This window comes from Arthrobacter sp. MDT2-16, assembly GCF_054510925.1.
The window spans coordinates 184990-211125 of record NZ_JBTNDP010000001.1 but is presented as its reverse complement, the minus strand read 5'-3'; the positions used below and the strand labels follow the sequence as shown (position 1 = coordinate 211125).

The following is a 26136-nucleotide window of genomic DNA, read 5'->3' as shown; positions in this document are numbered from 1 at the left end:
GACGCCAGATGGCTCACCTACGCGCGACGTTCGACCCGGCGTCGCTCGTCCTCATGGGCGTCGTGCAGGAGTTCCAGCACTGCTGCCCCCACCCGCTGACCAGGATTCACGATCGCAATCCAGCCGAGGTGACCGTAGACCGGGTGAGGCAGGATCGTGTCCACCTCACTGAAGTCGACACCACTGAACCCGACATCGCTGGCGTCGATACCACTGGCGCTGTCTCCACTGGCGTCGACTCCGCTGGCGCTGTCCCTCACCAACTGCCGAGCCTTTGCCGACCCGACGTGGATGTTCAACCGCCACCTGCCCTCCGCATCGAGGTTCGACCGCGTGTCGTCGGGATAGTCCTTGGTGACGATCGTCGCGTAGGGCTGGGTGTGCTGCGGGACGGTTCCGTCCGGAGAGTAGTAGAAGAAGTGGTCACCCCAGGCGATCTGCGGGGCTCCATCACCCTCTCGGGGCGCCACCTCCACCACCCCGTCGAATGCCCTGATCTCGTCGAGGATCTCGTCCATGCGCATGATCCCAGTATCGCCGCCATCCTCCACGACGGAAGAGCAGTGCAGCGCTGCTGTCAGATCATGTCACAGCAACGAAGCGTGCGCCCGGGAGACCCTACCTAGAGGTTCCCGGTGGCGATCATGAGCATGCGCCGGAGTGGCTCGGCCGCACCCCAGAGCAGCTGGTCGCCGACGGTGAAGGCGCTGATGTACTCGGGACCCATCTCGAGTTTGCGGATACGTCCCACCGGGATGTCGAGGGAACCGGTAGCTGCAACAGGGGTGAGGCCTGCAAGCGTCTCCGCCTTCGTGTTCGGGATGACGCGCACCCATTCGTTGTCCGCTGCGATGATCGATTCGATCTCATCGACAGGGAGGTCCTGCGTCAGCTTCAGGGTCAGTGCCTGTGAGTGCGACCTCATGGCCCCCACACGGACGCAGAGACCGTCGAAGGGGATACGGGTGTCGGTCCCGAGAATCTTGTTGGTCTCCGCTCCGGCCTTCCACTCCTCCTTCGACTGGCCGTTGCCGAGGTCGCTGTCGATCCAGGGGATGACGGAGCCGGCCAGGGGGACACCGAACTGGGAGGCCTCGAGGCTCGGGTGACGCTGCTTGGCGAGGATGGCCCGGTCGATGTCGAGGATCGCCGACGCCGGGTCGTCGAGGTTCATGGCGACGGTCCCGTGGAGCGCACCGAACTGGTTCAGGAGTTCGCGCATATGACGTGCTCCACCACCCGACGCCGCCTGGTAGGTCATCGAGGTGCCCCACTCCACCAGCCCGTTGCGGAAGAGCCCGCCCAGACCCATGAGCATGCACGAGACCGTGCAGTTGCCGCCGATGAAGTCCCGCACGCCGTTCGCGAGGCCGGCATCGATGGCGGACCGGTTGACGGGATCCAGCACGATCACGCTGTCCTGCTCCATCCGCAGGGTGGATGCAGCGTCGAGCCACAGGCCCGACCATCCCGCGTCACGTAGCTTGGGGTAGACCTCGGAGGTGTAGTCGCCGCCCTGCGCTGTGACGATGATCGGCAGCTTGGCGAGGGTCTCGACGTCGTACGCGTCCTGCAACGTTCCAGCACCCTCTGCGAACGACGGCGCCGCCCCACCTGCGGCCGACGTCGAGAAGAACACGGGATTGACGCGGGCGAAGTCGCCCTCGTCCTGGAGCCGCTGCATGAGGACCGAGCCCACCATGCCGCGCCAGCCCACGAATCCGACGGACGGCAGGGCGGAGCTCTCGGGTGCTGAAGTCATGCCCTCCAGTTTAGGCGTCGGACGGCCGGAGCGACCGCTTTGTGACTGGCGCCTCGCCCGCCTGCTGTAGTCCTGACAGGCAGCGGGGTGCGAGACCGCCTCCGCGGCGCTGGGGAGAGGTGGTGGGCAGACGCGTCGGGCAGAAGCGCTGGACCGAGGTGCCGGACCGCGCCAACCGACGGGGGACGCATCGCCCGGTCCTCACGTCGCCCCGGGGAGCCCGTCCGGGGACGCCGCGACCGGCGCGTTGATCACCCGATGGACTACGATGTCGGCCGGGATGATCAGCAGCCACACGAACATGGCGATCCCGGGAAGGAGGAAGGCCAGCGGGATGGTCGCGGCGAACACCAGCGGTACGGGGAGCAGCGCCCGCAGCACGTACCGGTAGAGGTCCCGGTCCACGACCGACGCCATGAGCCTCGCCCGCCACGCATATGCCCATACCAGGTTCAGCATCGAGTAGACACCCGCGACCACCGTCGCGTAGAGAGCCACCGGCCAGGGCGAGGACGCCCCGCCGTACTCGCTGAGCAGAGTGGTCGGCAACGGGAGCAAGGCCACGAAGAAGAGCAGCAGCAGGTTCAGGACCTGCAGCCGGAAGTCGTACCGGACGATCACACTGAACTTCCGGTGGTGGTTCAGCCAGGCACTGCCGAGGACCGCGAAGCTGAGGACGAAGGAGAGGAAGTGCGGGAGTTGCCCCACGAGCGCGGCGCCGACCTGGTCCTCCGGAAGACCACCGGGTACCTCCAGGTCGAGGACCAGAAGGGTCATGGCGATGGCGAACACGGCGTCGCTGAAGAACACGGTCCGATCGGTCGAGTCCCCTCGCGTGAGCAGCAGCCTGTACCGGGACCTGAGGTCCTGTCGATCCGGTGGTTCGGCGTCGTCGGGGCGCTGCACGGTCCGAGCCTAGCCCTGCACCCGGACCTAGGATAGGCGGATGAACGAGGCGCCACGCGCTCGCAGGGGCGGTACCGGACGAGGATCAGGACACCTTGCCAGCACCGTGGTGCTCCTCGCCCAGCGCCTCTTCTTCCTCCTGGCGGTAGTACTTTCCGGCTGGGCGATTTACGCGCTCTTCCTCGAAGAGGTGGATGACGGCGTTCGCCAGCCGTGGGTGTTCGTGATCATCTGGGCCCTGGCCGCCTACGTCCTCGTACCGCGGATCAACAGGCTGCTGACCCGCGTCTACGTCCCCGACTACTTCATCGGGAGGACCCGCACGGCGGACGGACTCCTCGGCGATCCGGTCAACCTGGCCGTCATCGGTACGGTCCCGGATCTACGGGCCGCTATGCTGTCCGCCGGGTGGATCGAGGCCGACCCCCTGACGCTCCGCACCAGCCTGCGGATCATCACCGCGTCGGTGCTGCGCCGCAGCTACCCGTCCGCCCCGGTGAGTCCGCTCTTCGTCTTCGGCCGGAAGCAGGACCTCGCTTTCGAGCAGGAGGTCGCCGGCACTCCGTGGCAACGGCACCACGTGCGCTTCTGGACCTGTCCGCCGGGGTGGATCCTTCCTGGCGGGTTCGACGTCGACCTCGTGGGGGCCGCGACGTTCGACCGCAGCGTCGGACTGTCCCTGTTCACCTTCCAGGTGACCCACCGGGTTGCCGCCCGGACCGACGACGAACGGGACTGGGTGGTGACCAGTCTGAGGTCGAGGGCCGACGTGCGCACGATCCGGCATTTCTCCTCCGGCTACCACAGCCGCAACGGCGGTGGAGATGCGATCGAGACGGACGGCGACCTGCCCATCCTTACCCTCACGCCTCAGGGGGTGCCGGATGGTGCTCCCGACGGCTCGGATTGACTCACGTCTCACCACCTCAACGCCTCACCGCCCCGGCGACCGACCCGACGGCTGACCGGTCCTCGCGGCTTCTGTGGTCCGATCCGGCGACCGGAAACTGCCCCGGCACCCGGACGACTCTCCCGGCACCCGGACGACTCTCCCGGCACTCCGTTCAGGCGACGCCCTGTCGCCCGGCCGGCTCCTCGGGCGTCCTGGTCCAGAGACTGATGCGGTACCGGGGCCCCTTCGAGGACTCGAGCCACCCCGATTCGGGCGACAGCGCCGCGAGCGCCCAGTCGGTTCCGAGGGCCGGAGCAACGGTGTCGCCGTCGACCGTGGACTCGACGACGGTGACCAGCGCCGCATTCGCCCGCTCCATGGCGTCGGCGTAGACACGGCCTCCGCCGATCACCCAGATCTCCTCCGATCCGGGACTGGCCCGGGCGGCGTGGAACGCGGCATCGAGCGAATCGACGACGACGGCACCCGGCAGGTCCACTCCGGAGCTGGAGATGACGATGTTCGTACGATCCGGCAGCGGCCGGAACGCCGGGGGGAAGGACTCCCAGGTCCGACGGCCCATGATGACGGGATGCCCCGTCGTCGTGGCCTTGAAGTGCGCCATGTCCTCGGGCACGTGCCAGGGGATGCCGCCGTCCCGGCCGATCACGCCGTTCTCGGTCTGCGCCCAGATCAGGCCGATCACGGGACGCGACGTGACGGCGTCGGCCACGCTGAGCGTGCGGGCCTCGGTCATACCGCCACCGGTGCCTTGATCGTGGGGTGGTGCTGGTAGTCGACCACTTCGAAGTCCTCCAGTGCGTAGTCGAAGATGCTGGCTGGCTTCCGCTTCAGCTCGATCCGCGGGTACGGGTACGGCTCCCGGGACAGCTGCTCCGCGACCTGCTCCACATGGTTGTCGTAGACGTGGACGTCGCCGCCGGTCCAGATGAACTCGCCGGGCTCGAGCCCGGTCTGCTGCGCCACCATGAGGGTGAGCAGTGCGTAGGACGCGATGTTGAAGGGGACACCGAGGAACGTGTCGGCCGACCGCTGGTACAGCTGACAGGAGAGCCTGCCTGGACCGCCGTCCACGCCGGGCGTCACGTAGAACTGGAAGAACACGTGGCAGGGAGGCAGCGCCATGCTGGAGATCTCGGAGACGTTCCACGCCGAGACGAGGTGACGGCGCGAGTCCGGATTGGTCTTCAGGGCTTCGACCACCTGGGCGATCTGGTCGATGTGCCCGCCGTCGGGCGTGGGCCACGAGCGCCACTGGACGCCGTAGACCGGACCGAGCTCGCCGTCGTCGTCGGCCCACTCGTTCCAGATGGAGACGCCGCGCTCCTGCAGCCAGCGGACGTTCGAATCACCGCGGAGGAACCAGAGCAGCTCGAGCGCCACGGACTTGAAGTGCACGCGCTTGGTGGTGATGAGCGGGAAGGACTCGCTGAGATCGAACCGCAGCTGCCGGCCGAAGACGCTCCGGGTGCCGGTGCCCGTCCTGTCGCTCTTCGCCGCGCCGTTCGCCATCACGTCGCGCAGCAGGTCCTCGTACGGGGTGGAGATGGGAGTGCTCACCCCGCAAGTCTAGGACGAACGCGAAGCCGGGGGTTGCCGCCGTACCCCCGGTAGACTTCCCCGGAGCCCGTGTACGGACGGCCGGCGCAGGTCACCTGCCGTTCACATTCCACCGGAAGAATCCCGACTGTGACCACACCTCCGCCCGCGACCGAGGCAAAGCCCTCCTCCGCGCAGTTCGCCGCGTCCGCGCTCGCCCCGACGCCCCGCACGCTCCTCGACATCCTCCGTGCCACGGCCGCCGAACACCCCAGCGCCTCGGCGCTCGACGACGGCACCTCGGATCTGAGCTACGCCGAGCTGGTCGTCGCCGCCGAACAGTTCGCGGCCCGTTTGCACGATGCGGGAGTGGGACGCGGGGACACCGTGGGGGTGCGTATCCCCTCGGGCACCAACGAGCTCTACATCGCGATCCTGGGTGTGCTCACCGCAGGCGCCGCCTACGTGCCGGTCGACGCCGACGATCCCGACGAGCGCGCACGCGTGGTCTTCGCCGAATCCCGTGCTGCCGCCGTCGTCGGGCAGGGACTGTCGGTGACCACCGGAACGGGCGGGCGCCGGGGAGGCGCGGGCGCCCCGACGCCCGACGACGACGCCTGGGTCATCTTCACCTCCGGGTCCACGGGGACGCCGAAGGGTGTGGCGGTCACGCACCGCTCCGCTGCCGCCTTCGTCGACGCCGAGGCGCGCCTGTTCCTGCAGCGTGATCCGATCGGACCCGCCGACCGCGTACTCGCGGGCCTATCCGTGGCGTTCGATGCGTCCTGCGAGGAGATGTGGCTCGCCTGGCGGAACGGTGCGTGTCTCGTGCCGGCGCCCCGTGCGCTCGTGCGCACCGGCGTCGATCTCGGTCCCTGGCTCATCGCCCGGGGGATCACGGTCGTGTCCACGGTGCCCACGCTCGCTGCGCTGTGGCCCGCCGACTCCCTCGAGAACGTGCGCCTCCTCATCTTCGGCGGTGAGGCCTGCCCGCCCGAGCTCGCCCAACGCCTGGCGGTCCACGACCGCGAGGTGTGGAACACCTACGGTCCCACCGAGGCGACGGTCGTCGCCTGCGCAGCACGCCTCGGCCGCCAGGGCCCCGTGCGTATCGGCCTGCCGCTGGACGGGTGGGACCTGGCCGTCGTCGACGAGTCCGGCATGCCCGTGGCGGAGGGCGGCACGGGCGAACTGATCATCGGCGGAGTGGGCCTGGCCCGCTACCTGGATCCCGCCAAGGACGCCGAGAAGTACGCACCGATGCCGACCCTCGGATGGGAGCGGGCGTACCGTTCGGGCGACCTCGTCCAGCTCCACGCTGCCGGACTCGTCTTCGTGGGACGTGCCGACGACCAGGTGAAGCTCGGCGGCCGGCGTATCGAGCTCGGCGAGGTTGACGCCGCCCTGCAGGCGCTGCCGGGGATCGCCGGCGCGGCCGCAGCCGTCCGGTCGACGCCGTCGGGCAACCAGATCCTCGTCGGCTACCTCGTGCCGGCCGGAGCCGATCCCGACCTGCCGGCGCTGCGCACCCTCCTGGCCGACGCACTGCCCGCGGCCCTGGTACCGCTGCTGACCGTCACCGGTGCACTGCCCACCAAGACGAGCGGCAAGGTGGACCGGAACGCCCTGCCCTGGCCCCTCGCCGGCGTCGGCGACCCCGGCGCTCCGGGCAGCATCGAGGACCTCGACCCCCGCGTGCAGTGGATCGCGGACCAGTGGGCCGCCGTCCTGGGCACGGTACCGGCCGACGAGGACGCCGACTTCTTCCTGCACGGCGGCGGATCCCTCGCCGCGGCCCGGCTCGTCTCGCTGATCCGCACGCGCTACCCGGTCGTCACGGTCGCCGACATCTACGCGCACCCCCGGCTCGCCGCCCTCGCCGCATTCGCCGCGGGCACGGGCGACGGCGACGAGCAGCCCGCCGCGCCGGAACGGGCGGTGCGCCACACGGCCCGCAAGTCACAGGTCTTCCAGACGCTCATGGGCATCCCGCTGCAGTTCCTCGCGGGCATGCGCTGGCTGACCTACGCGATGATCGCGAACAACGTCCTTGCAGGACTCGGGGTCCTCACGGCAGCTCCGACCCTGTCCTGGTGGTGGGTAGTGGCGTCGTGGCTCGTCTTCGTCAGCCCGTTCGGCCGCATGGCGCTGTCCGTCCTCGCCGCCCGCATCCTGCTGCGCGGCGTACGGCCCGGTGTCTACCCCCGGTCCGGCAGGGTGCACCTGAGGCTCTGGCTCGCCGAACAGATCTCGGACAGCGTGGGTGCGGTCGGCCTCGCCAGCGCACCCTGGGTGCCCGTGTACGCGCGGGCGCTCGGCGCGAGCATCGGCCCCGACGTGGACCTCCACTCCGTCCCGCCTGTCACCGGCCTGCTCACGCTCGAGGCCGGGGCCTCCGTGGAACCGGAGGTGGACCTCTCGGGGTGGTGGATCGACGGCGACCGCGTCCACATCGGGGCCATCTCGGTGGGTGCGGGCGCCGTGGTCGGTGCACGCAGCACCCTGATGCCGGGAGCGCGCATCGGTACCGGGGCCGAGGTGGCCCCGGGCTCCGCCGTCCATGGCACCGTCAGGTCGGGTCAGCTCTTCTCGGGCTCGCCCGCCACCCGGGCCGGCAGGGCGAAGCACGAGTGGCCGGACACCCTGCCCGCGCGCTCGCCGCTGCGCTCCCGCCTGTCCTTCGCGGCGTTCGCTGCGGCGTCGGGCGCGCTCGCACTCATCCCGTACGCCGCGGCCGTCATCGCAGCGCTGCCCGTCGTGGCGGCACTGCAGGGAGAGCCGTCGCTCTCGGCCGCCCTGCCGTCCCTGGTGGGTCCCGTGGTCCTCGCAGCGGTCCTGTGGTTCGTGGTCAACGCCGTCCTCGTGCTGGCGACGGTGAGGCTGCTGGGGATCGGGCTGGGGGAGGGCCACTACCCGGCGCACAGCCGGATGGGCTGGCAGATCTGGGCCACCGAGCGCACCCTCGACATGGCGCGGGACCTGCTCTTCCCGCTCTACGCGAGCCTGTTCACACCTGTGTGGCTCCGGCTCCTCGGGGCGCGGGTGGGCCGCAATGTCGAGGCCTCCACCGTGCTGCTGATCCCGAAGATGACCACCATCAACGAGGGTGCGTTCCTCGCCGACGACACCATGGTGGCCTCGTACGAACTCGGCGGCGGTTACCTGCGGATCGCGCCCGCGAAGATCGGACGCCGTGCGTTCCTCGGCAACTCCGGTATGACGTCGGCGGGGCGCCGTGTGCCCAAGAACTCACTCGTCGCCGTGCTGTCGGCCACGCCCGCGAAGGCCAAGGCCGGTAGCTCCTGGCTGGGCAGCCCGCCGTCGCGCCTGCGCCGGCTCGCCGTCACGGGCGACCAGAGCAGGACCTTCGAACCGTCCCGGCGCCTGAAGACGGCCCGCGGCTTCTGGGAGGTCTGCCGCGTGGTGCCGATCATCCTCACCGTGATGATCGGCGCCGCCGCCCTCGTGGTCTTCGACGCGCTCGCGCTTCAGGGCGGGTACCTCGTGGCGGCCCTGTTGAGCGGTGTGGTGTTCATGGTGCTCGGTGCGGTCGCGGCCGGGAGCGCCGTCGTCGCGAAGTGGCTGCTGGTCGGACGGATCACGGCGGGTGAACACCCGCTGTGGAGCTCCTTCATCTGGCGCAACGAGGTGGTGGACACCTTCATCGAGAGCGTCAGCGCACCCTGGTTCGCGCGGGCGGCCAGCGGCACGCCGGCGCTGGTGTGGTGGCTGCGGGCCCTGGGCTCGAAGATCGGCTCCGGCGTGTGGTGCGAGAGCTACTGGCTGCCCGAGGCCGACCTGGTGACGCTCGGCTCGGGGTCCACAGTCAACCGGGGATGCGTGGTGCAGACCCATCTCTTCCATGACAGGATCATGAGCATGGACACCGTGGAGCTCGCTGCTGGAGCCACCCTCGGCCCCCACAGCGTGATCCTGCCCGCCGCGCAGATCGACGCGGGAGCCACCGTGGGGCCGGCGTCGCTCGTGATGCGCGGCGAGACCGTCCCTGCAGGCACCTACTGGATGGGGAATCCGGTCAGTTTCTGGTCGGGCCCGGGAGACGGTGCGTGAGCAGCAGCCCCGAGAGCTTCGCCCCTGATCCGTACACACCGACCAACGGCAGCACCTCCTACCGTGTGGTGCACTACGACCTCACGCTCGACTACAAGCTCCTGAGCAACCGCCTGGCTGGCCGCGCCGTCCTCACGCTGACCGCCCACAGGGAGCTGCACCAGCTCGAGCTCGACCTCAGCGGGCTCCGCACCACCAAGGTCACCTCGGACACCGCCCGTGTCCGTTCCTTCAAGGACCGCAACGGCAAGCTCGTCATCGCGTTCAGGGATCCTGTGCCCGACGACGCCGAGTTCCGGCTCGACATCCGGTACGAGGGCAACCCCGCGCCGATCTCCGGCACATGGGGCGAGGTGGGATGGGAGGAGCTGACCGACGGCGTCCTCGTGGCCGGGCAGCCCACCGGGGCACCGTCCTGGTTCCCCTGCAACGACCATCCCTCGCAGAAGGCGTCCTTCCGGTTCACGGCCACGACGGATTCCGGGTACAGGGCCATCTGCAACGGCGTGCTCGTCTCGCGCATCGCCAGGTCCAGCCGGACCACCTGGGTGTACGAACAGGCGGAGCCGATGGCCACCTACCTCGCCACCGTGCAGATAGGACGCTACGATCTCGTGGCACTGAACGATCCCTCGCGGCCCGCCGTCGGCCTGCCCGGCCATGCGATGCCGCGGGAGCCGGGGAGCCCCGTGCCGCAGTACGCCGCCGTGCCGCCGACCCTGGCGCCGGCCGCCAAGGCGTCGCTGGCCCGGCACCACGAGATGATGTCCGTGTTCGAGCAGCGCTTCGGGCCCTACCCCTACCCCCAGTACCTCGTGGTGGTGGCCGACGATGACCTGGAGATCCCGCTCGAGGCCCAGACGCTCTCGATCATCGGCCGCAACCACCTCGACCAGGGCTGGGAGGCGCAGCGGCTGATCGCCCACGAGCTCGCCCATCAGTGGTTCGGCAACGCGGTCACGGCAGCACGGTGGCAGGACATCTGGCTGCACGAGGGCTTCGCCTGCTATGCCGAGTGGATCTGGTCCGAGTCCAGCGGGTCGACGACGGCGGAGACCCACGCGCGAGCCACGCACCAGCGCCTCGGGGTGAAGCCCCAGGACCTCGTGATCGGCGACCCCGGTGCTGCGGACATGTTCGACGATCGCGTCTACAAGCGCGGCGCCCTCACGCTGCATGCGCTCCGCAGGGCCGCGGGTGACGACGCCTTCTTCGCGCTGCTGGGCGCGTGGTCCGGGGAGTACCGCTTCGGGACGGCCACCACGCCCGACTTCGTCGCGCTCGCCGTACGACTGCTTCCGGGCGTACAGGTGGAGGGCTTGCTCACGCCGTGGCTGTTCTCGGAGGCGCTCCCCGCCCTGTGAGGCCGGGGATGCGCCCCGCATGATCCCCGGGACGATCCTTCACGTGTCGTCTCACGGCATCGCGCAGGGACGCCTCCCGGGGTCCCTCGCGCAATCCCTCATGCGATCACGGCGAGAGCGGCCACCAGCCCCAGAGGTTCGAGTGGCACACCGTCGACGGACTGGAGGTCGCCGATACGACGGTCGTGCAACACCTCGACCACGCCGGGATCACGATCGGTGAAGCCCGTGCCCAGTGCCTTGACGAGGGCTTCCTTGCGGGTCCACAGCCGTGCGCGCTCGGTGCCCTGATCCCCGACGGGAAGCGCTCCGACGGCGAGCTGCTCCTCCGGTGTCAGGGCCACGGCGTCGAAGCCGTCGAAGTCCAATGTCGTGACGGCGGCGAGGTCGACGCCGAGACGCGCATGTGTGGTGCGGCCTGCACCGGAACCTGTAGCCCCCGCCGGTCCGGAACCGGCACCCGGTACCCCTCCCGGTCCTGACGCACGCGGGTCCAGCGCTCCCAGCAGCACGAACCCGCCGGCTCTGGACAGGCTGAGGGCCAGCGGCACCTGTTCGTCGTCGAGGAGGTACTCCGGCCGTCCGTGGTCGGGAACTCCGTCCGGTCCGCAGACCGGACACGTGAACCGCGACGCGAGGAGTTCTGCCTGCACACCGAGCAGGTCGGCGACGAAGAGGCGCAGGAGGTACCTGCCGGCGATGAAGGAGGTGGAGTGCGCGGGTTCGATGCGCACAGCCCGCGAGCGTTCGACGTCGTCGAGCAGCCGGAGCATCGAGGCGGCGGGCGGGAGTTCGGGGCCGATGCCGTGCAGCCGCAGCGCCACGGCCGCCGGAGGGCCGGCCGGTGGAACGGCGTCCGGTGCGCGGGGAGAGGACCTCATGTCACCATCGTCCCCGGAAACACGGCCGCTGGGTCACACGCCGACGATGCCGCCCGTGCGCCGTCCCTAGTGGACCCGTCCGAACAGCTCGGCGCAGACGTCGTCGCGCAGCACGAACGGTCGTGGACGGTCGCTGTCGGCGGCCCGCCCGTACACGTAGTAGCCACGGCCCTCGCCGGGGCCACCGGCTGCGCGATCGATGGCGTGCAGGAGCTTCGGCGTCAGCGGTCCGGCAGGCCCGATCCTGTGGATCTGCTCGATCTCGTGCGGTGCGAGTCCCCGCACGAGGGCCTTCACATCGGCCATGGGTGCATTCCTGTCGTCGGTGCCGGTCCGTGCATCAGCCCCCGACAGTAGATGCAGGGGATGAACGGGATGTGAACTGCGGCGGTATCGGCGCTGACGCCACGTGAACTGCTCGTCCTCGACGGGTGGGTGCACGTCGACCGCGGTCCGCCGGGGAGGACCGACGGACGAGGAGCACCGGACGGCCCGACGAGGAGCCACCGGTCCCGGCATCCGGAGGGTGGGGTCCTTGCCGGCGGAGGCTTCGACCCCGGCGTGTCCGACAGGCCCTCGGGTCAGTCGTCGTAGGCGCGGAACTGCTCCACCGAGACGATCCGCCCCTGGTTCAGGCTGCTGACCTGGCAGATCACCGCCTCGCCGGGAGCGAGATACGGGTCGTCGACGGGCAGGAGTCCCTGCAACGCGGCCGCCATGTGGTTCCCCAGGACCGAGAACACGAGCGGCAGGACGGGCCGATGGGTGCACAGCGCCACCGGCCGACGCTTGTCGAACACCCGCTCGACGGCGGACCGCGTACGCCCGGGCCTGCGGGCGGCATCGTGCTCGGTGAGGGCGTCGACGAGCTTGAGCTTCGCCCTGCGCTGGTTGACGTAGGGGGAGATGGTCTGGACGCACCGGTCCCACGGGCTGCTCACCACGCGCTCCGGGTTCCACGCCTGGAGCAGGCGGCTCACCGCGATGGCCTGCCGCCGGCCCGTGGCGGCGAGGGGGCGCTCACCCTCCGCCCTGCTCCACGAGGATCGCGGCTTCGCCTTCGCGTGCCGGACCACGATCAGGGACCAGGTCTGCAGGTCCTTCGCGTCGTGGGCTGCGACGAGGGCGTCGAGGGGTTCGACGTCGGACGGGTTGCTCAGCAGGTCACGCGCCGTCTCCGGCCGCACCCACCGCACCCTGTCCACCTCCTTGCCGTCCGGGGTGGGGCGCGGCCGTTCGGCCCTCGCCGCCCAGTACTGGACGACCTTCTGGCCCGACGTCACGGGGTAGCTGATGGTGGCGAGGGGGATGCCGAGCTTGACGCTCAGTCCCACCTCCTCCATGGTCTCGCGGACGGCGCACTCCGGCGTCGTCTCGCCCGGATCGAGCTTGCCCTTCGGCCATGACCAGTCCCGGTAGCGGGGCCGGTGGATGATCAGGACCTCGAGCCTGCCCTTCTCGATGCGCCAGCACAGCGTCCCGGCGGCGATGATCTCGCCACTGCCCTGGGCGGAGGCAGCGGCGGTGTCGACTGTCGGTGCGGCCATCAGCGGCGTGACACCGCTCGCTGCCGGGACCTGGAGGCGAGCAGCCAGGACTGGATGTCCTCGAGGGGGGCGCCGTCGTCGTCCTTGTGGTGACGCGTCCAGCATCCGCTCTCATCCAGGTGCCAGCTCGAGACCTCGGGGTTCATGTAGCGGTCCATGAGGTTCATCAGGTAGGAGATGTCCTCGGGCGCGCTGAGCTGCACGAGGGCTTCGACACGACGGTCCAGGTTGCGGTGCATCATGTCCGCGGAACCGATGAAGACCGCCGGGTCGCCGCCGTTGGCGAAGGCGAAGACGCGCGAGTGCTCCAGGAAGCGGCCCAGGACGGAGCGTACGGTGACGTTCTCGCTGAGGCCTGGGACGCCGGGACGCACCGAGCAGATGCCGCGGACGATCACGTCCACCGTCACGCCGGCCTGCGACGCACGGTAGAGGGAGTCGATGATCGCCTCGTCCACCATCGAGTTGACCTTGATGACCACGCGGGCGGCCCGACCTGCCTGCTTGTTGGCGATCTCCCGCTCGATGCGGTCGATCAGCCCCGAGCGGACCGAGCGCGGCGCGACGAGCAGGCGCTTGAAGGTGGACTTCGGAGCGTATCCGGAGAGCTGGTTGAACAGGCGCGAGAGGTCCTGGCCCACCTGCTCGTTGGCGGTGAGCAGGCCGAGGTCCTCGTAGTACCGGGCGGTGCGCGGGTGGTAGTTGCCCGTGCCGATGTGGCAGTAGCGGCGCAGTCCGTCGATCTCCTGCCGCACCACGAGCGAGAGCTTGCAGTGCGTCTTGAGGCCCACGATGCCGTACACCACGTGGACGCCGGCCTGCTCGAGCTTGCGCGCCCACGAGATGTTGGCCTGCTCGTCGAAGCGGGCCTTGATCTCCACGAGGGCCAGCACCTGCTTGCCCGCCTCGGCGGCGTCGATCAGGGCATCCACGATGGGGGAGTCGCCCGACGTCCGGTAGAGCGTCTGCTTGATGGCCTGCACCTTGGGATCGGCGGCAGCCTGCTCGAGGAACGCCTGCACCGACGTCGAGAACGAGTCGTACGGGTGGTGCAGCAGGATGTCCCTGCGACGCATGGCCGCGAAGACGTTGGCGGCCTTCGAGGTCTCGCTCTCGTTGAGGTGGCGGCTCGTGTGCGCGACGTGCTTCGGGTAGTGGAGGTCGCCGCGGTCGATCCCCGCGATGACGCTGAGGCCCCGGAGGTCCAGGGGGGCGGGGAGGGTGTAGACCTCGTCCTCCTCGACGCCGAGTTCGCGGGACAGCAGCGCACGGATGCTCGGGTTGATGTCCGTGGTCACCTCCAGGCGTACGGGCGGACCGAACCGGCGGCGCAGGAGCTCCTTCTCGAGGGCCTGCAGGAGGTTCTCGGCGTCGTCCTCCTCCACCTCGAGGTCCTCGTTGCGCGTGACACGGAACAGGTGGTGCTCGAGGACCTCCATGCCGGGGAAGAGCTGGTCGAGGTGGACGGCGATGACCTCCTCGAGCGGGATGAAGCGTGCGATCCGCCCGGCCACGTTGCCGGCTCGGGGACCGTCCACCGATATGAGGCGGGGCAGCTGGTCCGGTACCTTGACGCGGGCGAAGAGCTCCTTCTGGCTGACGGGATTGCGCACCACGACGGCGAGGTTCAGCGACAGCCCGGAGATGTAGGGGAAGGGGTGAGCCGGGTCGACGGCGAGCGGCGTGAGGATCGGGAAGACCTTCTCGCCGAACATCTTGTGCAGTTCGGCCCGTGCGGTCTCGTCGAGCTCCGCCCACGTGGTCAGGTGGATCTGCTCCGCGGCGAGCGCGGGCCGGATGTGCTCGGCGAACACGGCCGCGTGGCGCTGCTGCAGCTGGTAGCCGTCCTGCATGATCTTCTCGAGCTGCTCGATCGGGCTGAGGCCTGCGGCGGACGGCACGGCCAGGCCGGTGGCGATCCGGCGCTTCAGGCCGGCCACGCGCACCATGAAGAACTCGTCGAGGTTGGAGGCGAAGATGGACAGGAAGTTCACGCGCTCCAGGAGGAACAGGTCGGGATCCTCCGCCAGTTCGAGGACGCGGGCGTTGAAGTCGAGCCAGCTGATCTCGCGGTCCAGGAAACGGTCCGGGCGGATGTCACCGGTGGGCAGGAGGCTGGGCGCGAACTCCGGGATGTCGATGCGGTCCTGCGTCGCGCGGGCCGGAGCGGTCTCGGAGGATCCGTACAGTGAAGCGCTCCGGGGTCGGGTCTCTGAATCCATTGCGTCTCCTGCAGCGTGATCGGGCATGGTGGCGTACGCCCCGCCTGTCCGGCCGCGGGCACGCCTCGTGATCAACCTTACAAGGTGGCCTGCGGCGTCCTGCCCGCATACATCACGTCGACGTCCCAGCGCGTGAAACCGAGCTTCCGGTACAGGGCGACGGCGGCCGTGTTGTCGGCATCGACGTACAGCATGATGGCCTGCAGCCCCTTGCCGTGCAGGTACTCGATGCCCGCGATGGTCAGCGCCTTGCCGAGCCCCATGCCCTGGGCCTCGGGGGTCACGCCCACCACGTACACCTCGCCCATGGCCGGATGGGCGCCCACCGCGGGATGCACCTTCGTCCAGTGGAAGCCGAGCAGGGTGCCGTCCTCCCGCACCGCGAGCAGGAAGCCCTCGGCGTCGAACCATTCCTCGGCCATGCGGGCCTCGAGGTCCGCACGCGTCGTCGCGCCCTGCTCGGGGTGGTGGGCGAAGGCGGCCGCGTTGGCCGCCAGCCAGGCCTCCTCGTCCTGGCCGGGGACGAACGGCCGCAGCGTCACGCCCTCGGGTAGGTGCACCTGGGGAACGGACTGCTCGACGGCGGCGCGGGTCAGGCGCATGCGCCACAGCTCACGCACGGGTTCGAAGCCGAAGCGTGCGGCGAGGTCCGCGGCGGCGGAGGAGTTGCCGTGCGACCAGCCGCGGAGGCCCTGGAGGCCCTCCGCCAGGACCGCCTCGACGAGGGCGGTACCGGCGCCCTCACCCCGGCAGTCGGGTCCGACGACGAGCTCCAGCGATGCGCCGTCCTCGACGCCGCGGGTGACGACGGCGACGCCGGCGAGCTCGTCGTCCTGCCCCGTGGCGCGCGCGGTGAGGACGAGCAGGCCGTCGCCGGCGTCGCTGGCGCGGAGGGTCAGGAGGGTCTGCTCCGACAGCGGCGGGTTGCCGTCGGCCTCCGCGGCGGTTGCGGCGAGGCCTTGGATCTCGGCGAGGACGGCGGCCGGGGGAGCACCCGTGGCCCTGTCGACGGACCAGGTGGGGACGTGCTGCGCGGCGGTCATGCGCCCAGCCTAGTCCCGCGTGCGCTGCCGTTTGGTGCGAGGTCCGGTCTGCGATAGTCTGATGATTCGCTCGAGGGGGATGCACCAGTGGGGTGCCCGCGATACGTTCGACCCGTATGTCCTCCACCAGGGTTCCGCGAGGAACACGGGAAAGGCCCCTTCCACCGTCGGGTGGGAGGGGCCTTTCGCGTATCCGGTCCTCAGGCGTCCTGGTCGACGGAGCTGCGGTCCTCGGGCTGGCGGGTCAACGTGAAGCGGTACCCGACGTTGCGGACCGTCCCGATCAGCTGCTCGTGGTCCGACCCCAGCTTCGCGCGCAGGCGCCTCACGTGGACGTCGACGGTGCGCGTGCCGCCGTAGTAGTCGTAGCCCCACACCTCGTGCAGGAGCTGGTCGCGGGTGAACACGCGGCCCGGGTGCTGCGCCAGGTACTTCAGCAGCTCGAACTCCTTGTAGGTCAGGTTCAGCGGCTCCCCGGCGACACGCGCGGTGTAGCTCGCCTCGTCGATCACGACGCCGGACGCATGGATCTCGGTGCTCGTCTCCTCGTTGGCCGCGGCCGACCGGGCGATGACGAGGCGCAGGCGGGCCTCCACCTCCGCGGGACCCGCCGAGTCGAGTACGACGTCGTCCGCCAGCCAGTTGGCTGCCACGGCCGCCATGCCGCCCTCGGTGAGCACGAGGACCAGGGGGGCGTCGAGACCGGTGGCCTTGAGCAGCTGCGTGAGGGAGCGGGCGCCGACGAGGTCCTTCCGCGCGTCCACCAGGACGACGTCGCACGGTTCCGTCTCCAGGAGTGCCGTGGGCTCGGCCGCGAGCGTGTGCACCTTGTGGTTGAGCAGTTCCAGGGCGGGCAGGATCTCGACGGACGAGCCGGAGGTGTTGGTCAGCATCAGGATGTGCGGCATGTGTCCTCCACGGGTAGGGAACGCGCATCATCGGGCAGACGGCCCCCGGGCCCGGGGGCGGGACGGGGGCGGTAAAGATTTGGTTCAGTATAGCCGCAGCCCCGGAGCGGCGGGCCCGTGCACTCCCCTCCTGCATCCGTGGCTTTTCACACCGCCAGTCGGTGTAGGGCAGTATTGCTGGAGTGAAGAGGACGAGTGTGGCCGCAGCGGCCGGAGCCGCCGCGCTGGCGGCCGGGGCGATCGTCGCGTCCTCCTACATCTCGCCCGTGGCCGTGGCCGTGGTCACCGGCGTCGCCTGCGTGCTGGCCGCCATCGGCTGGCCGTACATCCTGCGCGTGCCCGCCAGGAAGAGCCAGTCCGCCGCCATCGGGCTGAGTGCCCTGCTCGCCGTCGTCCTCTCCGCCGTGACGCCCGGCCCGTCCTTCTTCGCCTGGTTCCCCGCCTGCGTGGCCCTCGGCGTCGGTGCCGTCTTCATGATCCAGCTCGTCCGCGGGACGGGGCAGAGCCTCCGCCTGGAATCGACCCTCGGAGCGAGCTCCGGGGTCGTCGCGGTCTGCATGGGTGCGGGCTGGGTGGCCGCCGATCGCCTTGCCGTGAACGCGGCCGACTCCGGCATGACACTCGTGACGGGGATCAGCGTCCTCATCAGCATCGCCGTCTGCCTCCTGCCCTTCCCCGACCGCCTCGTGGCCCCTGCCGCCGTCGTCCTCGCGGCGCTCGCCGGTCCGCTCGGTGCACTGCTGTTCACCGGCGTGCCCGCCCTGGCCGCCGCCGCCGTCGGGCTCGCGTGCGGTGCCGTGATCGCCGGGACGCGTCGGCTCCTCGTCGCCCGGGAAGCGCCGCTGGACAGCATCGCCGCCGTGGCCGCCGGCATCTCGCCGGTGCTCGCGATCGGCGCCGTCGTCTATCTCCTCGACACGCTCTTCCTGGCCTGAGGGTCCCGGGCGACGCATCCGGTGCTGTCCGGTGCTGTCCGGGCCGGGCGCTAGGATGGAATCATGTCCATCCTCGCTCTTGAAATCTTCTTCATCTCGCTGCTGGTCGTCGCCGGTCTCGGCATGGCGGGGTTCGCAGCCCTCGTCATCACCCGTCTGTACAAAGGCCAGAAGTAGCCGACCGACCCGGGAGTCCCCATGTCGATTGACCTGCCCACCGACCTCACGCCCGAGCTCGTCCCCCTGTCATGGCTCCTCGGAACCTGGGAGGGCACGGGCATGCTCGGCGAGGGTACCGCCGACTCGGAACGCTTCTCCCAGCGGGTGGAGTTCTCCCAGAACGGCCTTCCCTACCTGCAGTACAGCGCGGAGTCCTGGCTCATCGACGAGCAGGGCTCGCAGCTGCGCCCGCTGTCCATCGAGACAGGGTTCTGGGCGCTGGACCGCAAACTGAACGACGCAGACGTCGGGCCGGGGCTCAGCCCCGCGGACATCGTCCCGGCGCTCAAGACCGCCGACGAGGTGGAGCAGTTCCGCAACGACGCCGGCGGCTTCGACATCACGGCCACCATCGTGCATCCCGGCGGGATCGCCGAGCTCTACTACGGCAGCATCAGGGGACCGCAGATCCAGCTCAGCACCGACCTCGTGATGCGCGGCCAGCACTCCAAGGAGTACACCGCCGCCACCCGCCTGTTCGGCCTGGTGGAGGGCAATCTCTACTGGCGCTGGGACGTGGCCGCGGACGGCAACTCCCTCGAGGCCCACGCCTCGGCCATCCTCAGGAAGTCATCCTGACCCCACCGGCTCCCGGACCGGTGGCCGGAAGGGCCGCCGCGCGGCCCATCCGCCGGGCCGCGCCGGGCGCGCCCTGAGGCAGGAATAGTCCCGCCCGGAAGGCGTTATACCGTCATGACCCCACACAGCCTTTTCCTGAGCCGACCCGGCGCCGTCGAGGGTGGCGGAGCGGATGCCGGGGTGGCGTCCCACTACGGGGATCCCTTCCGCGAACAGCGCCTCCTGGCCGCCGGCGAGGCCGTCGTCGACCTCTCGCACCGGGGCGTCGTGACGGTGTCCGGGCCGGACCGCCTCAGCTGGCTCAACACGCTGTCCTCGCAGCTGCTCCTCGGCCTGCAGCCCGGACAGAGCTCCGAGACACTGCTCCTCACCGTGCAGGGCCGCATCGAGTACTCCGCGCACGTCGTGGACGACGGCGCCACCACCTGGCTCATCACCGAGGGCGGCGAGGCGGCGCCCATGGCCGCGTTCCTCGAGCGCATGAAGTTCATGCTCCGCGTGGAGGTCACGGACGCCACCGACGCCTGGGCCGTCCTCGGCTCGGTCAGGGCGCTGCCCGCCCTGGGCGACGCCGTCGTGTGGGAAGATCCGTGGCCCACCGTCGGAACGGGCGGCTACGCCTACTCCACCGTCGATGACGCCCATCCCGGACGGGAGAGGCCCTGGTTCGAATACCTCGTGCCGCGCGACGCCCTAGAGACCGCGGTCTCCTCGACCGGCCTGGCTGTGGCGGGTTCCCTCGCCGCAGAGGCCCTGCGCATCGCCGCATGGCGTCCCCGGCCCGGATTCGAGACCGACGAGAAGACCATCCCGCACGAGCTGGACCTCATGCGCACGGCTGTGCACCTCGCGAAGGGCTGCTACAAAGGCCAGGAGACCATTGCCCGGGTGCACAACCTCGGGCATCCGCCGCGCCGGCTCACGTTCCTGCACCTCGACGGCAGCCAGCACACCCTTCCCGCGCCGGGCAGCGCGGTGGTCAGCGAGGGCCGCACGGTGGGCCGGGTCACCTCGGTGGCGCACCACCACGAGATGGGGCCGATCGCCCTCGCCATCCTCAAGCGCTCCGTCGACGCCTCGGCGGACCTGCTCGTGCAGGACGGCGAGGAACGGTATGCCGCCGGCCAGGAGGTCATCGTCGCACCCGATGCAGGGCAGGTCGTCGGGCGGGCGACGGGCTTCCTGAAGGCTCCGCGATGAGCGCGGGGGACGACCAGGACACGACCGACGCAGGGCCACGTGTCGATGACGGCGCTGCAGCCGCGATAGCCCTGGCCCATGCGCTGTTCGATGCGGCCCGGCAGGGCGACAGCGCGACCCTCGTCCGGTACCTCGACGCAGGAGTACCCTTCACGCTGACCAATACCGCCGGCGACAGCCTGCTCATGCTCGCCGCCTACAACGGGCACCCGGCCATCGTGCGCGACCTCCTGGCGCGCGGCGCCGATCCCGACCAGGCCAACGACCGCGGACAGACCCCGTTGGCGGGTGCCGTCTTCAAGGGGCATACCGACGTCGTGCGGCTCCTCGTCGACGCCGGAGCGGATCCGGAGACGGGATCACCGTCGGCCCGTGCCGCCGCCGGCATGTTCGGGCGCACGGAACTCGTGGCCCTGTTCGACCGGTAGGACCCACCGGCCCGCGGCCTCACCGGGGTTCGAGGACCACCGAGGTCTGCGTCCCCCCGTAGGCGAATCCCGCCCGTCGGGCCGTGCGCTGGGAAGCGGTATTGTCCGTCCGGGCACGCCACTGGGGCACGAGGCCCGCCGCCATGGCCTCCTCGACCGCGACGGCCGCCACACGCCCGGCGTAGCCCCTGCGCCGTTCGTCGGGTGGGGTGAGGACGGCGACGTGCGCGAGGATGCCCTCCCAGATGTCGTACCCGGCGCCCGCCAGCGGCGTGGGCCCTCCGGCGTCCGCGCCCTCCGCACCGGCTGCACCCTCTGCAGGGCTCCCCTCGTCCACCAGCACGAACGGGTACTGGACGTCGCCCAGCCCCGCCTCGGCGACGTCGTCCGGCGGGCACCTGCGCTCGAGTGCACGGACGAGCGCGCCCTCGCTGGAGACGACGGCGGGCGGTCCCTCGAACTCGGGGAGCGCGTCGCAGAAGTACAGCTGCGCCTCGCCGAGCCCGCGTCCGCCGTGGTTCCGCGTGAGCGTGAGCAGCGTCGAATGGCTGCGGAGCTCCACCCCCGGCAGGTCCCGTGCTGCGTCGACGGCCCAGGCAGGACCCCTGAGGACCTCCCGACCGAACAGGGTCACGAAGGACAGCACGGAGGCGGTGTCATCGATGCTGCACAGGCGCCCGGTGCCGCCGTCGCCGAGGGCGCCGTCGTCGAGCCCGAGCAGGCGCGACCAGGCCAGCTGGATGATCGAGACGGTCCCCGGGTCGAGTTGCATCGCTCAGCCGAAGAGGATGGCGGCTTCGTCGTAGCGGTGCTGCGGGACCCGCTTGAGGTTCCCGAGCGCGGCCTCGAAGCCCACGTGCGCGATCTCCGTGCCGTGCAGGGAGACCATGGTGCCCCACAGTTCGTCCTTCACCGAGTCCACCGCGGCCATGCCGAGACGGGTGGCGAGCACACGGTCGAACGACGTCGGCACGCCGCCACGCTGGATGTGGCCGAGGATCGTGGCGCGGGTCTCGATACCCGTACGGGCCTCGAGCTCCGGCGCGAGCTGGTCCGAGATCCCGCCCAGGCGGGGGCGGCCGAAGGTGTCCAGGCCCCGTTCGGAATGGGCCTGCTCCATGTGGGAGGGCACGAATCCCTCGGCGACCACGACGAGCGGAGCGCGGCCACGGGCATTGGCGGTGGAGACCCAGTCGGCGATCTGCTCGATGCTGGTCTGCTGCTCGGGGATCAGGATGGCGTGGGCGCCGGACGCCATGCCGGCGTGCAGGGCGATCCAGCCCACGTGGCGGCCCATGACCTCGGCGATCATGCAGCGGCTGTGGGACTCTCCCGTGGTGCGCAGCCGGTCGATCGCCTCCGTGGCGATCTGCACGGCGGTGTCGAAGCCGAAGGTGTAGTCGGTGGCGTCCAGGTCGTTGTCGACGGTCTTGGGCACGCCGACGATCCTGAGGCCGAGGTCCGTGAGCCGCTTGGCCGCAGCCAGTGTGCCTTCGCCACCGATCGCGATCATCGCGTCGATGCCGAGGCGATCCAGGTTCTCCTTGATGGCCTCCGCGCCGCCCTTGCCCTCGAAGGGGTTGGTCCGGGAGGTCCCGAGGATCGTGCCGCCCTGCTTGGAGATGCCCCGCACCGCGTGTCGGGGGAGGTCGATGACATCGCCCTCGACGACGCCGCGCCACCCGTCACGGAAGCCCACGAACTCCTGCTCGTGCACTTTGATGCCCTTGAGCACCGCACCGCGGATGACGGCGTTGAGCCCGGGGCAGTCGCCGCCGCTGGTGAGGATTCCGATCTTCATGTGGCGTGGGGTTCCTTCGAGAGGGAGTGGATGAACCGTCGGGAGCACGCCGTCGGGCCCGACTATGATTCTAGACACACCCGGGCCGCGCCGGCCGTCGGAGGGCTTCTCCCTCCGACGCTCGTCCACCCGGACGACGCTTGTCCTGCGGAGCACGTAGGCTGGGACCGTCCGGCGCACGAGGGGCTCGAGCCCCGGCGGGTGCGCGCCCACCCGGTCCGAGGAGGACGCCCGCAGTGCCCCAGGCAGGTTTCGCGCCAGCGGCGCTGCGCATGGTCCATATCTCCCGACCGGTCCTCTGGATCAACACGCTGGGCACCGGCGTCGTCGGGATGTGGCTCACCGGGACGTTCTGGCAGGCCGAGGCGTTCGCGCTCCTTCTCTGGCTCACGCTGCCGTTCAACCTGCTCATCTACGGCGTCAACGACATCTTCGACCAGGACACCGACGCCCTCAACCCGCGCAAGGGATCGCTCGAGGGCGCCCGTATCAGGACGTCCGAGGTGCGCGCCATCTGGATCTCCGTCCTGGTCACCAACGTGCCGTTCCTCGTGTGGTTCGCGCTGACCCTGCCGCCGACTGCCCTCGCCTGGATAGCGCTCTACGCCCTGGTCTTCGTCTTCTACTCCGCTCCGCCCCTGCGCTTCAAGGCCCGTCCGTACCTCGATTCGATCAGCAACGCCGCCTACGCCTTCCCGCTCGTCCTCGTCCCCTACGCGCTGGGCGACACCCCGGTGTGGGCCGCCGCGATCGGACTGATGGCCTGGAGCGCGGCCAAGCACACGTACGACGCCGTCCAGGACATCGACGAGGACAGGGGAGTGGGCATCACGACGACGGCGGTGAGGCTCGGGGTCCGCGGCGTGGTCGCCTGGAGCGGCGCGTGGTGGGCGGTCTCGACCGTGTGCTTCGCCCTCGTGAACATCCCGGTCGCCGTGGTGAACGCCCTGATCGCCGGCTGGCTCCTGTGGGGGCTGTACCGCGATCCGCGTCCCGAGACGGGCCACCGGCTCTACCGCTACTCGATCGCCTTCCCGTACGTTGCCGGGACCGTCGCCGGCGTCCAGCTCGTGGTGGCCCTGACGCTGGGCCTCTACCGATGAGCCGGGTCGTCGTCGTCGGGGGCGGCATCGGCGGGCTCACGGCCGCCGCGCTGCTCGGACGTGCAGGCCACAGCGTGGTGCTGCTCGAGGCCTCGGACCACATCGGCGGGAAGAGCCGCCGCGTGGTGGTCGCAGGGCAGCGCATGGACACGGGTCCGTCGCTCCTGACCTTCCCGGGGGTGTGGCAGGAACTCCTGGCACTGCTCGACGGCGTCGCGCCGTCCCGTGCGGCTCCCGCGGCGGGCATCGCGGACCTCCGGCTCGAGCGGCTCGAGGAGGTCGGCACCTACTACTACCGCGGGGAGGAGTGCCCGCTGCCCGTGCCCGAGGGGCATCCCTGGCACGGGGCATGGGAGCGCTTCGCGAGCGAGCACGGGATCCTGGGCGGGGACGTGTCCAGCCTGCTGACCACGGGTCCGCTCGAGAAGGCTGCCTATCCTGCGCTCGCGAAGCTCGGCACGCTCTACGGGCGGAGGCTCACCACCCGCAGCTACCTCGACAGCCTGCCGTGGCTGCCGGAGGGTCTGCGCGAGGTCATCGCGATCCACACCCTCAATGCCGGGGTCAGCCCCACCCGTACGCCCGCCCTGTACGCGAGCATGCCGGCGATCATGGCCCAGGACGGCGTGTGGATCCCCGAGGGCGGCATCTACGAGCTGGTGCTGGCCCTGGAGCGGCTCGCGGTCGAGGCCGGCGTCGAGATCCGCACCGGCGAGCCCGCGCGGCGCATCGCACGACGGCGGGTCGTCACGTCGACGGGCACCTACCCGGCCGACGCCGTCGTCAGTGCGGTCGACGCACACCGCCTCGGGGGGCTCCTGGCGGGCCGGACGCCCAGGACCCCGCGGAAGCTCACCTGCTCCGCCGTCGGCATCTACGCGGTCCTCACCCGGCCGCTCCCCGAGGGGACGAGCCGTCACGGCGTGATCATGCCCGACGACCCCGCGGCGCTGTACGCGAGCCTCGAGGCCGGCGACGAGCCCGAGCAGACCATGGCGTTCGCCAACTACTACCCGGCGTACGGGGTGTACCCGAACGCGTCGGCGACCCTCGCGCTGCTCCTGACGGCACCGGCGAACGGCAGGACGTACTCGTTGGAGGACCCCTTCGTGCGGCGCGAACTCGAGAGGACCACGCGCGTGCTGGGCCTGCCCGAGCCGATCGAGGCGTACTTCGGGAGCCACGAGATCCTCGATCCCGGCTATTTCGGCGAGCGAGGCTCAGCCGGCGGCGCCCTGTACGGCGCGGTGCATCCGGCCTGGATGAGCGGCCCGTTCCACGTGCCGCCGTACTCGGACCCGCTGCGGCCGTGGCTGTGGCGCGTCGGGGCCTCGGTGCATCCGGGCGGAGGGCTCCCGGCGGTCCTCGGCGGAGCGATGATGTCCACCCGGAAGCTCCTGGCAAGGCTCGACTCCGGGGAGTAGCCGCACCGGGTCGTGAGGATGCGCCCGGGAGTGCAGGTGTGGCGGTCGTACGGCCCGGCGCCCGCCGAGGCTGCGTGCCCGTCGGCGGAGGACGCAGCGACGATCCGCAGGAGCAGTCGCCTCAGGCGTGCGGAGCTGCCTCCGCAGGCTCGCCGGGCGTCGGCAGAGCGTCCCTGGTCCGGGCGAGCTGCAGGCGACGCCGGACCAGCAGGACGATCAGGGCTGCTGCCAGCACGGCCGGGAACACGAGCCCCGAGAAGACGCACACGCCCAGCCACAGGAACATCGAGACGAGCAGGCTGTCGAGGAGCCCCGGCCGGAGCGGCACATCGGTGAGGCGCCGACCGCCGATCCAGGTCACGAGGGCCGACGCGATGAGCCCCGAGATGAGCCACCCACCGTAGTTGGACAGCGGCACCCCGTAGTACGGGCCGCCGTCGGGCCAGATCCAGAAGCCGAGCGACACCGCCCCGGGATCCAGGACGCCGTCGATCACGACGAGCAGGAGCCCCCCGAGGACGATCCTGCGCGGCGCGGTCCCGCTGCCCGACACCACGGCCACCGCTCCGATGACCAGGGGCACGTAGGACAGCGGCAGCAGGTACGGCACGAGGCCCAGGATCGTCGGGCCGAGCGGGTCGCCGTAGTAGAACGAGCCGTACGGGAAGCCTGTCGCCACCCCGAACCCCTCGATCAGGTAACCGAACACGGACACGGCCGCCAACGCCGCGGCGCCCCGTGCTGCACCCAGCTGCCGGACGAGCGCGATGAACGCCGGCAGCGCGATCAGGAGGTTGAAGCCGTAGGACGCGTAGCTGGCCCCCTCGACGTCGGGGAAGCGCACCACGAAGTAGCCGGAGACGAAGAGGAACACGCAGGAGATGATGAGCAGGCGAGGGAGGCTGCGGGCAGCGGTGGACTTCGACACGCAACCCATCCTCGCAGGTCGCCCGGCTCCGCACCCTGCATGCAGGAGGGGGCGTCCGCCATGTGCGGATGCCCCCCTCGTCCGGGGTGTGCCTAGTTCGCGAGAATCTTCTGCAGGGCGATGGTGCCGTCGGTCGTGGGTAGCAGCAGCCACAGCACGGCGTAGAGCGGCAGCCCGATGAACGGGAGCAGGAAACTCAGCAGCATCACGATGCGCACGTAGCTCACGCGCCAGCCGTACTGCCGGGCGATTCCCGCGGCGATTCCGCCGAGGATGCCGCCTGGTGCGCGCTTGATGGGTGAGGTGCGGAGGAAGCGGTAGAAGGACTGCATGATGGGCCTTTCGGTGCTCGATCGGTTGGAC

At 70.4% G+C, this 26136-nt stretch carries 24 protein-coding genes; 9 read left to right on the top strand and 15 right to left on the bottom strand.

Annotation, left to right across the window (positions count from 1 at the left end):
- Window positions 1-17: 17 nt before the first annotated feature.
- The 3 genes from ACX80N_RS00990 to ACX80N_RS00980 all read right to left on the bottom strand — a co-directional run bounded on the left by ACX80N_RS00990 (window position 18) and on the right by ACX80N_RS00980 (window position 2668).
- Window positions 18-518 carry a DUF6194 family protein gene (locus ACX80N_RS00990; RefSeq protein WP_459337931.1) on the bottom strand — a complete coding sequence of 167 codons (501 nt, stop codon included), beginning with the start codon at window positions 516-518 and terminating at the stop codon, window positions 18-20.
- 104 nt (window positions 519-622) lie between these two features.
- A complete protein-coding gene (asd, locus tag ACX80N_RS00985; RefSeq protein ID WP_105032961.1) occupies window positions 623-1762 on the bottom strand; it encodes an aspartate-semialdehyde dehydrogenase in 1140 nt (379 codons plus the stop codon).
- A 201-nt stretch (window positions 1763-1963) separates the two neighbouring features.
- Window positions 1964-2668, bottom strand: coding sequence for a TMEM175 family protein (locus ACX80N_RS00980; protein WP_459337930.1), 705 nt, complete (start codon window positions 2666-2668; stop codon window positions 1964-1966).
- A 40-nt stretch (window positions 2669-2708) separates the two neighbouring features.
- Between ACX80N_RS00980 and ACX80N_RS00975 the strand changes: the two genes are divergently transcribed.
- Entirely contained in the window at window positions 2709-3578 is an 870-nt protein-coding gene (locus ACX80N_RS00975) for an LssY C-terminal domain-containing protein (protein ID WP_105032960.1), read from the top strand.
- Window positions 3579-3732: 154 nt separating this feature from the next.
- Here ACX80N_RS00975 and ACX80N_RS00970 read toward each other — a convergent pair whose 3' ends face one another.
- The gene (locus ACX80N_RS00970) at window positions 3733-4317 is read right to left on the bottom strand and encodes a dihydrofolate reductase (protein ID WP_459337929.1); all 585 of its coding nucleotides are present in this window, start codon (window positions 4315-4317) and stop codon (window positions 3733-3735) included.
- The gene (locus ACX80N_RS00965) at window positions 4314-5093 is read right to left on the bottom strand and encodes a thymidylate synthase (protein ID WP_240615272.1); all 780 of its coding nucleotides are present in this window, start codon (window positions 5091-5093) and stop codon (window positions 4314-4316) included. Before ACX80N_RS00965 ends, ACX80N_RS00970 begins: the two co-directional genes overlap by 4 nt.
- 177 nt (window positions 5094-5270) lie before the next feature.
- Between ACX80N_RS00965 and ACX80N_RS00960 the strand changes: the two genes are divergently transcribed.
- Entirely contained in the window at window positions 5271-9191 is a 3921-nt protein-coding gene (locus tag ACX80N_RS00960; RefSeq protein ID WP_459337928.1) for a Pls/PosA family non-ribosomal peptide synthetase, read from the top strand.
- On the top strand, window positions 9188-10555 hold the full coding sequence (locus ACX80N_RS00955; protein WP_459337927.1) for a M1 family metallopeptidase: 1368 nt from the start codon (window positions 9188-9190) through the stop codon (window positions 10553-10555). Before ACX80N_RS00960 ends, ACX80N_RS00955 begins: the two co-directional genes overlap by 4 nt.
- Window positions 10556-10653: 98 nt before the next feature.
- Here the strand turns inward: ACX80N_RS00955 and ACX80N_RS00950 are convergent, their stop codons facing one another.
- The 6 genes from ACX80N_RS00950 to ACX80N_RS00925 form a co-directional block, all read right to left on the bottom strand.
- Complete coding sequence (locus ACX80N_RS00950) at window positions 10654-11436, bottom strand: 4'-phosphopantetheinyl transferase family protein (RefSeq protein WP_459337926.1); 783 nt, start codon at window positions 11434-11436, stop codon at window positions 10654-10656.
- A 66-nt stretch (window positions 11437-11502) separates the two neighbouring features.
- On the bottom strand, window positions 11503-11742 hold the full coding sequence (locus tag ACX80N_RS00945) for a hypothetical protein (RefSeq protein WP_105032954.1): 240 nt from the start codon (window positions 11740-11742) through the stop codon (window positions 11503-11505).
- A gap of 275 nt (window positions 11743-12017) precedes the next feature.
- The gene (locus ACX80N_RS00940; protein WP_459337925.1) at window positions 12018-12983 is read right to left on the bottom strand and encodes an NUDIX hydrolase; all 966 of its coding nucleotides are present in this window, start codon (window positions 12981-12983) and stop codon (window positions 12018-12020) included.
- Window positions 12983-15205 (bottom strand): RNA degradosome polyphosphate kinase, encoded by a 2223-nt coding sequence (locus ACX80N_RS00935; RefSeq protein WP_205753646.1) that lies wholly within the window; start codon window positions 15203-15205, stop codon window positions 12983-12985. The genes ACX80N_RS00940 and ACX80N_RS00935 overlap by 1 nt, the downstream gene beginning before the upstream one ends.
- 77 nt (window positions 15206-15282) lie before the next feature.
- Window positions 15283-16248: a mycothiol synthase gene (mshD, locus tag ACX80N_RS00930; RefSeq protein WP_459337924.1), complete on the bottom strand. Its 966-nt coding sequence runs from the start codon at window positions 16246-16248 to the stop codon at window positions 15283-15285.
- Between the two features lie 200 nt (window positions 16249-16448).
- Window positions 16449-17156, bottom strand: a complete 708-nt coding sequence (locus tag ACX80N_RS00925) for a winged helix-turn-helix transcriptional regulator (RefSeq protein WP_105032951.1) — start codon at window positions 17154-17156, stop codon at window positions 16449-16451.
- A 182-nt stretch (window positions 17157-17338) separates the two neighbouring features.
- Between ACX80N_RS00925 and ACX80N_RS00920 the strand changes: the two genes are divergently transcribed.
- The 4 genes from ACX80N_RS00920 (at window position 17339) to ACX80N_RS00905 (ending at window position 20517) form a co-directional block, all read left to right on the top strand.
- Window positions 17339-18091 (top strand): hypothetical protein, encoded by a 753-nt coding sequence (locus tag ACX80N_RS00920; RefSeq protein WP_459337923.1) that lies wholly within the window; start codon window positions 17339-17341, stop codon window positions 18089-18091.
- A gap of 198 nt (window positions 18092-18289) precedes the next feature.
- Window positions 18290-18889 carry a nitrobindin family protein gene (locus ACX80N_RS00915; protein WP_105032950.1) on the top strand — a complete coding sequence of 200 codons (600 nt, stop codon included), beginning with the start codon at window positions 18290-18292 and terminating at the stop codon, window positions 18887-18889.
- Between the two features lie 114 nt (window positions 18890-19003).
- Window positions 19004-20089: a CAF17-like 4Fe-4S cluster assembly/insertion protein YgfZ gene (gene ygfZ, locus ACX80N_RS00910; RefSeq protein ID WP_459337922.1), complete on the top strand. Its 1086-nt coding sequence runs from the start codon at window positions 19004-19006 to the stop codon at window positions 20087-20089.
- Complete coding sequence (locus tag ACX80N_RS00905) at window positions 20086-20517, top strand: ankyrin repeat domain-containing protein (protein ID WP_459337921.1); 432 nt, start codon at window positions 20086-20088, stop codon at window positions 20515-20517. Before ygfZ ends, ACX80N_RS00905 begins: the two co-directional genes overlap by 4 nt.
- 19 nt (window positions 20518-20536) lie before the next feature.
- Here ACX80N_RS00905 and ACX80N_RS00900 read toward each other — a convergent pair whose 3' ends face one another.
- Both ACX80N_RS00900 and ACX80N_RS00895 read right to left on the bottom strand, forming a co-directional pair.
- Entirely contained in the window at window positions 20537-21289 is a 753-nt protein-coding gene (locus ACX80N_RS00900) for a GNAT family N-acetyltransferase (RefSeq protein WP_105032948.1), read from the bottom strand.
- A 3-nt stretch (window positions 21290-21292) separates the two neighbouring features.
- On the bottom strand, window positions 21293-22318 hold the full coding sequence (locus ACX80N_RS00895) for a 6-phosphofructokinase (protein WP_459337920.1): 1026 nt from the start codon (window positions 22316-22318) through the stop codon (window positions 21293-21295).
- A 236-nt stretch (window positions 22319-22554) separates the two neighbouring features.
- Between ACX80N_RS00895 and ACX80N_RS00890 the strand changes: the two genes are divergently transcribed.
- Together ACX80N_RS00890 and ACX80N_RS00885 are read left to right on the top strand one after the other, a co-directional pair.
- Complete coding sequence (locus ACX80N_RS00890; RefSeq protein ID WP_459337919.1) at window positions 22555-23421, top strand: UbiA family prenyltransferase; 867 nt, start codon at window positions 22555-22557, stop codon at window positions 23419-23421.
- Window positions 23418-24845 carry a phytoene desaturase family protein gene (locus ACX80N_RS00885; RefSeq protein WP_459337918.1) on the top strand — a complete coding sequence of 476 codons (1428 nt, stop codon included), beginning with the start codon at window positions 23418-23420 and terminating at the stop codon, window positions 24843-24845. Before ACX80N_RS00890 ends, ACX80N_RS00885 begins: the two co-directional genes overlap by 4 nt.
- Window positions 24846-24966: 121 nt before the next feature.
- Here the strand turns inward: ACX80N_RS00885 and ACX80N_RS00880 are convergent, their stop codons facing one another.
- Both ACX80N_RS00880 and ACX80N_RS00875 read right to left on the bottom strand, forming a co-directional pair.
- Window positions 24967-25773, bottom strand: a complete 807-nt coding sequence (locus ACX80N_RS00880; RefSeq protein ID WP_459337917.1) for a carotenoid biosynthesis protein — start codon at window positions 25771-25773, stop codon at window positions 24967-24969.
- A 92-nt stretch (window positions 25774-25865) separates the two neighbouring features.
- Window positions 25866-26105, bottom strand: coding sequence for a PspC domain-containing protein (locus ACX80N_RS00875; RefSeq protein WP_105032944.1), 240 nt, complete (start codon window positions 26103-26105; stop codon window positions 25866-25868).
- Between the last annotated feature and the right edge of the window lie 31 nt (window positions 26106-26136).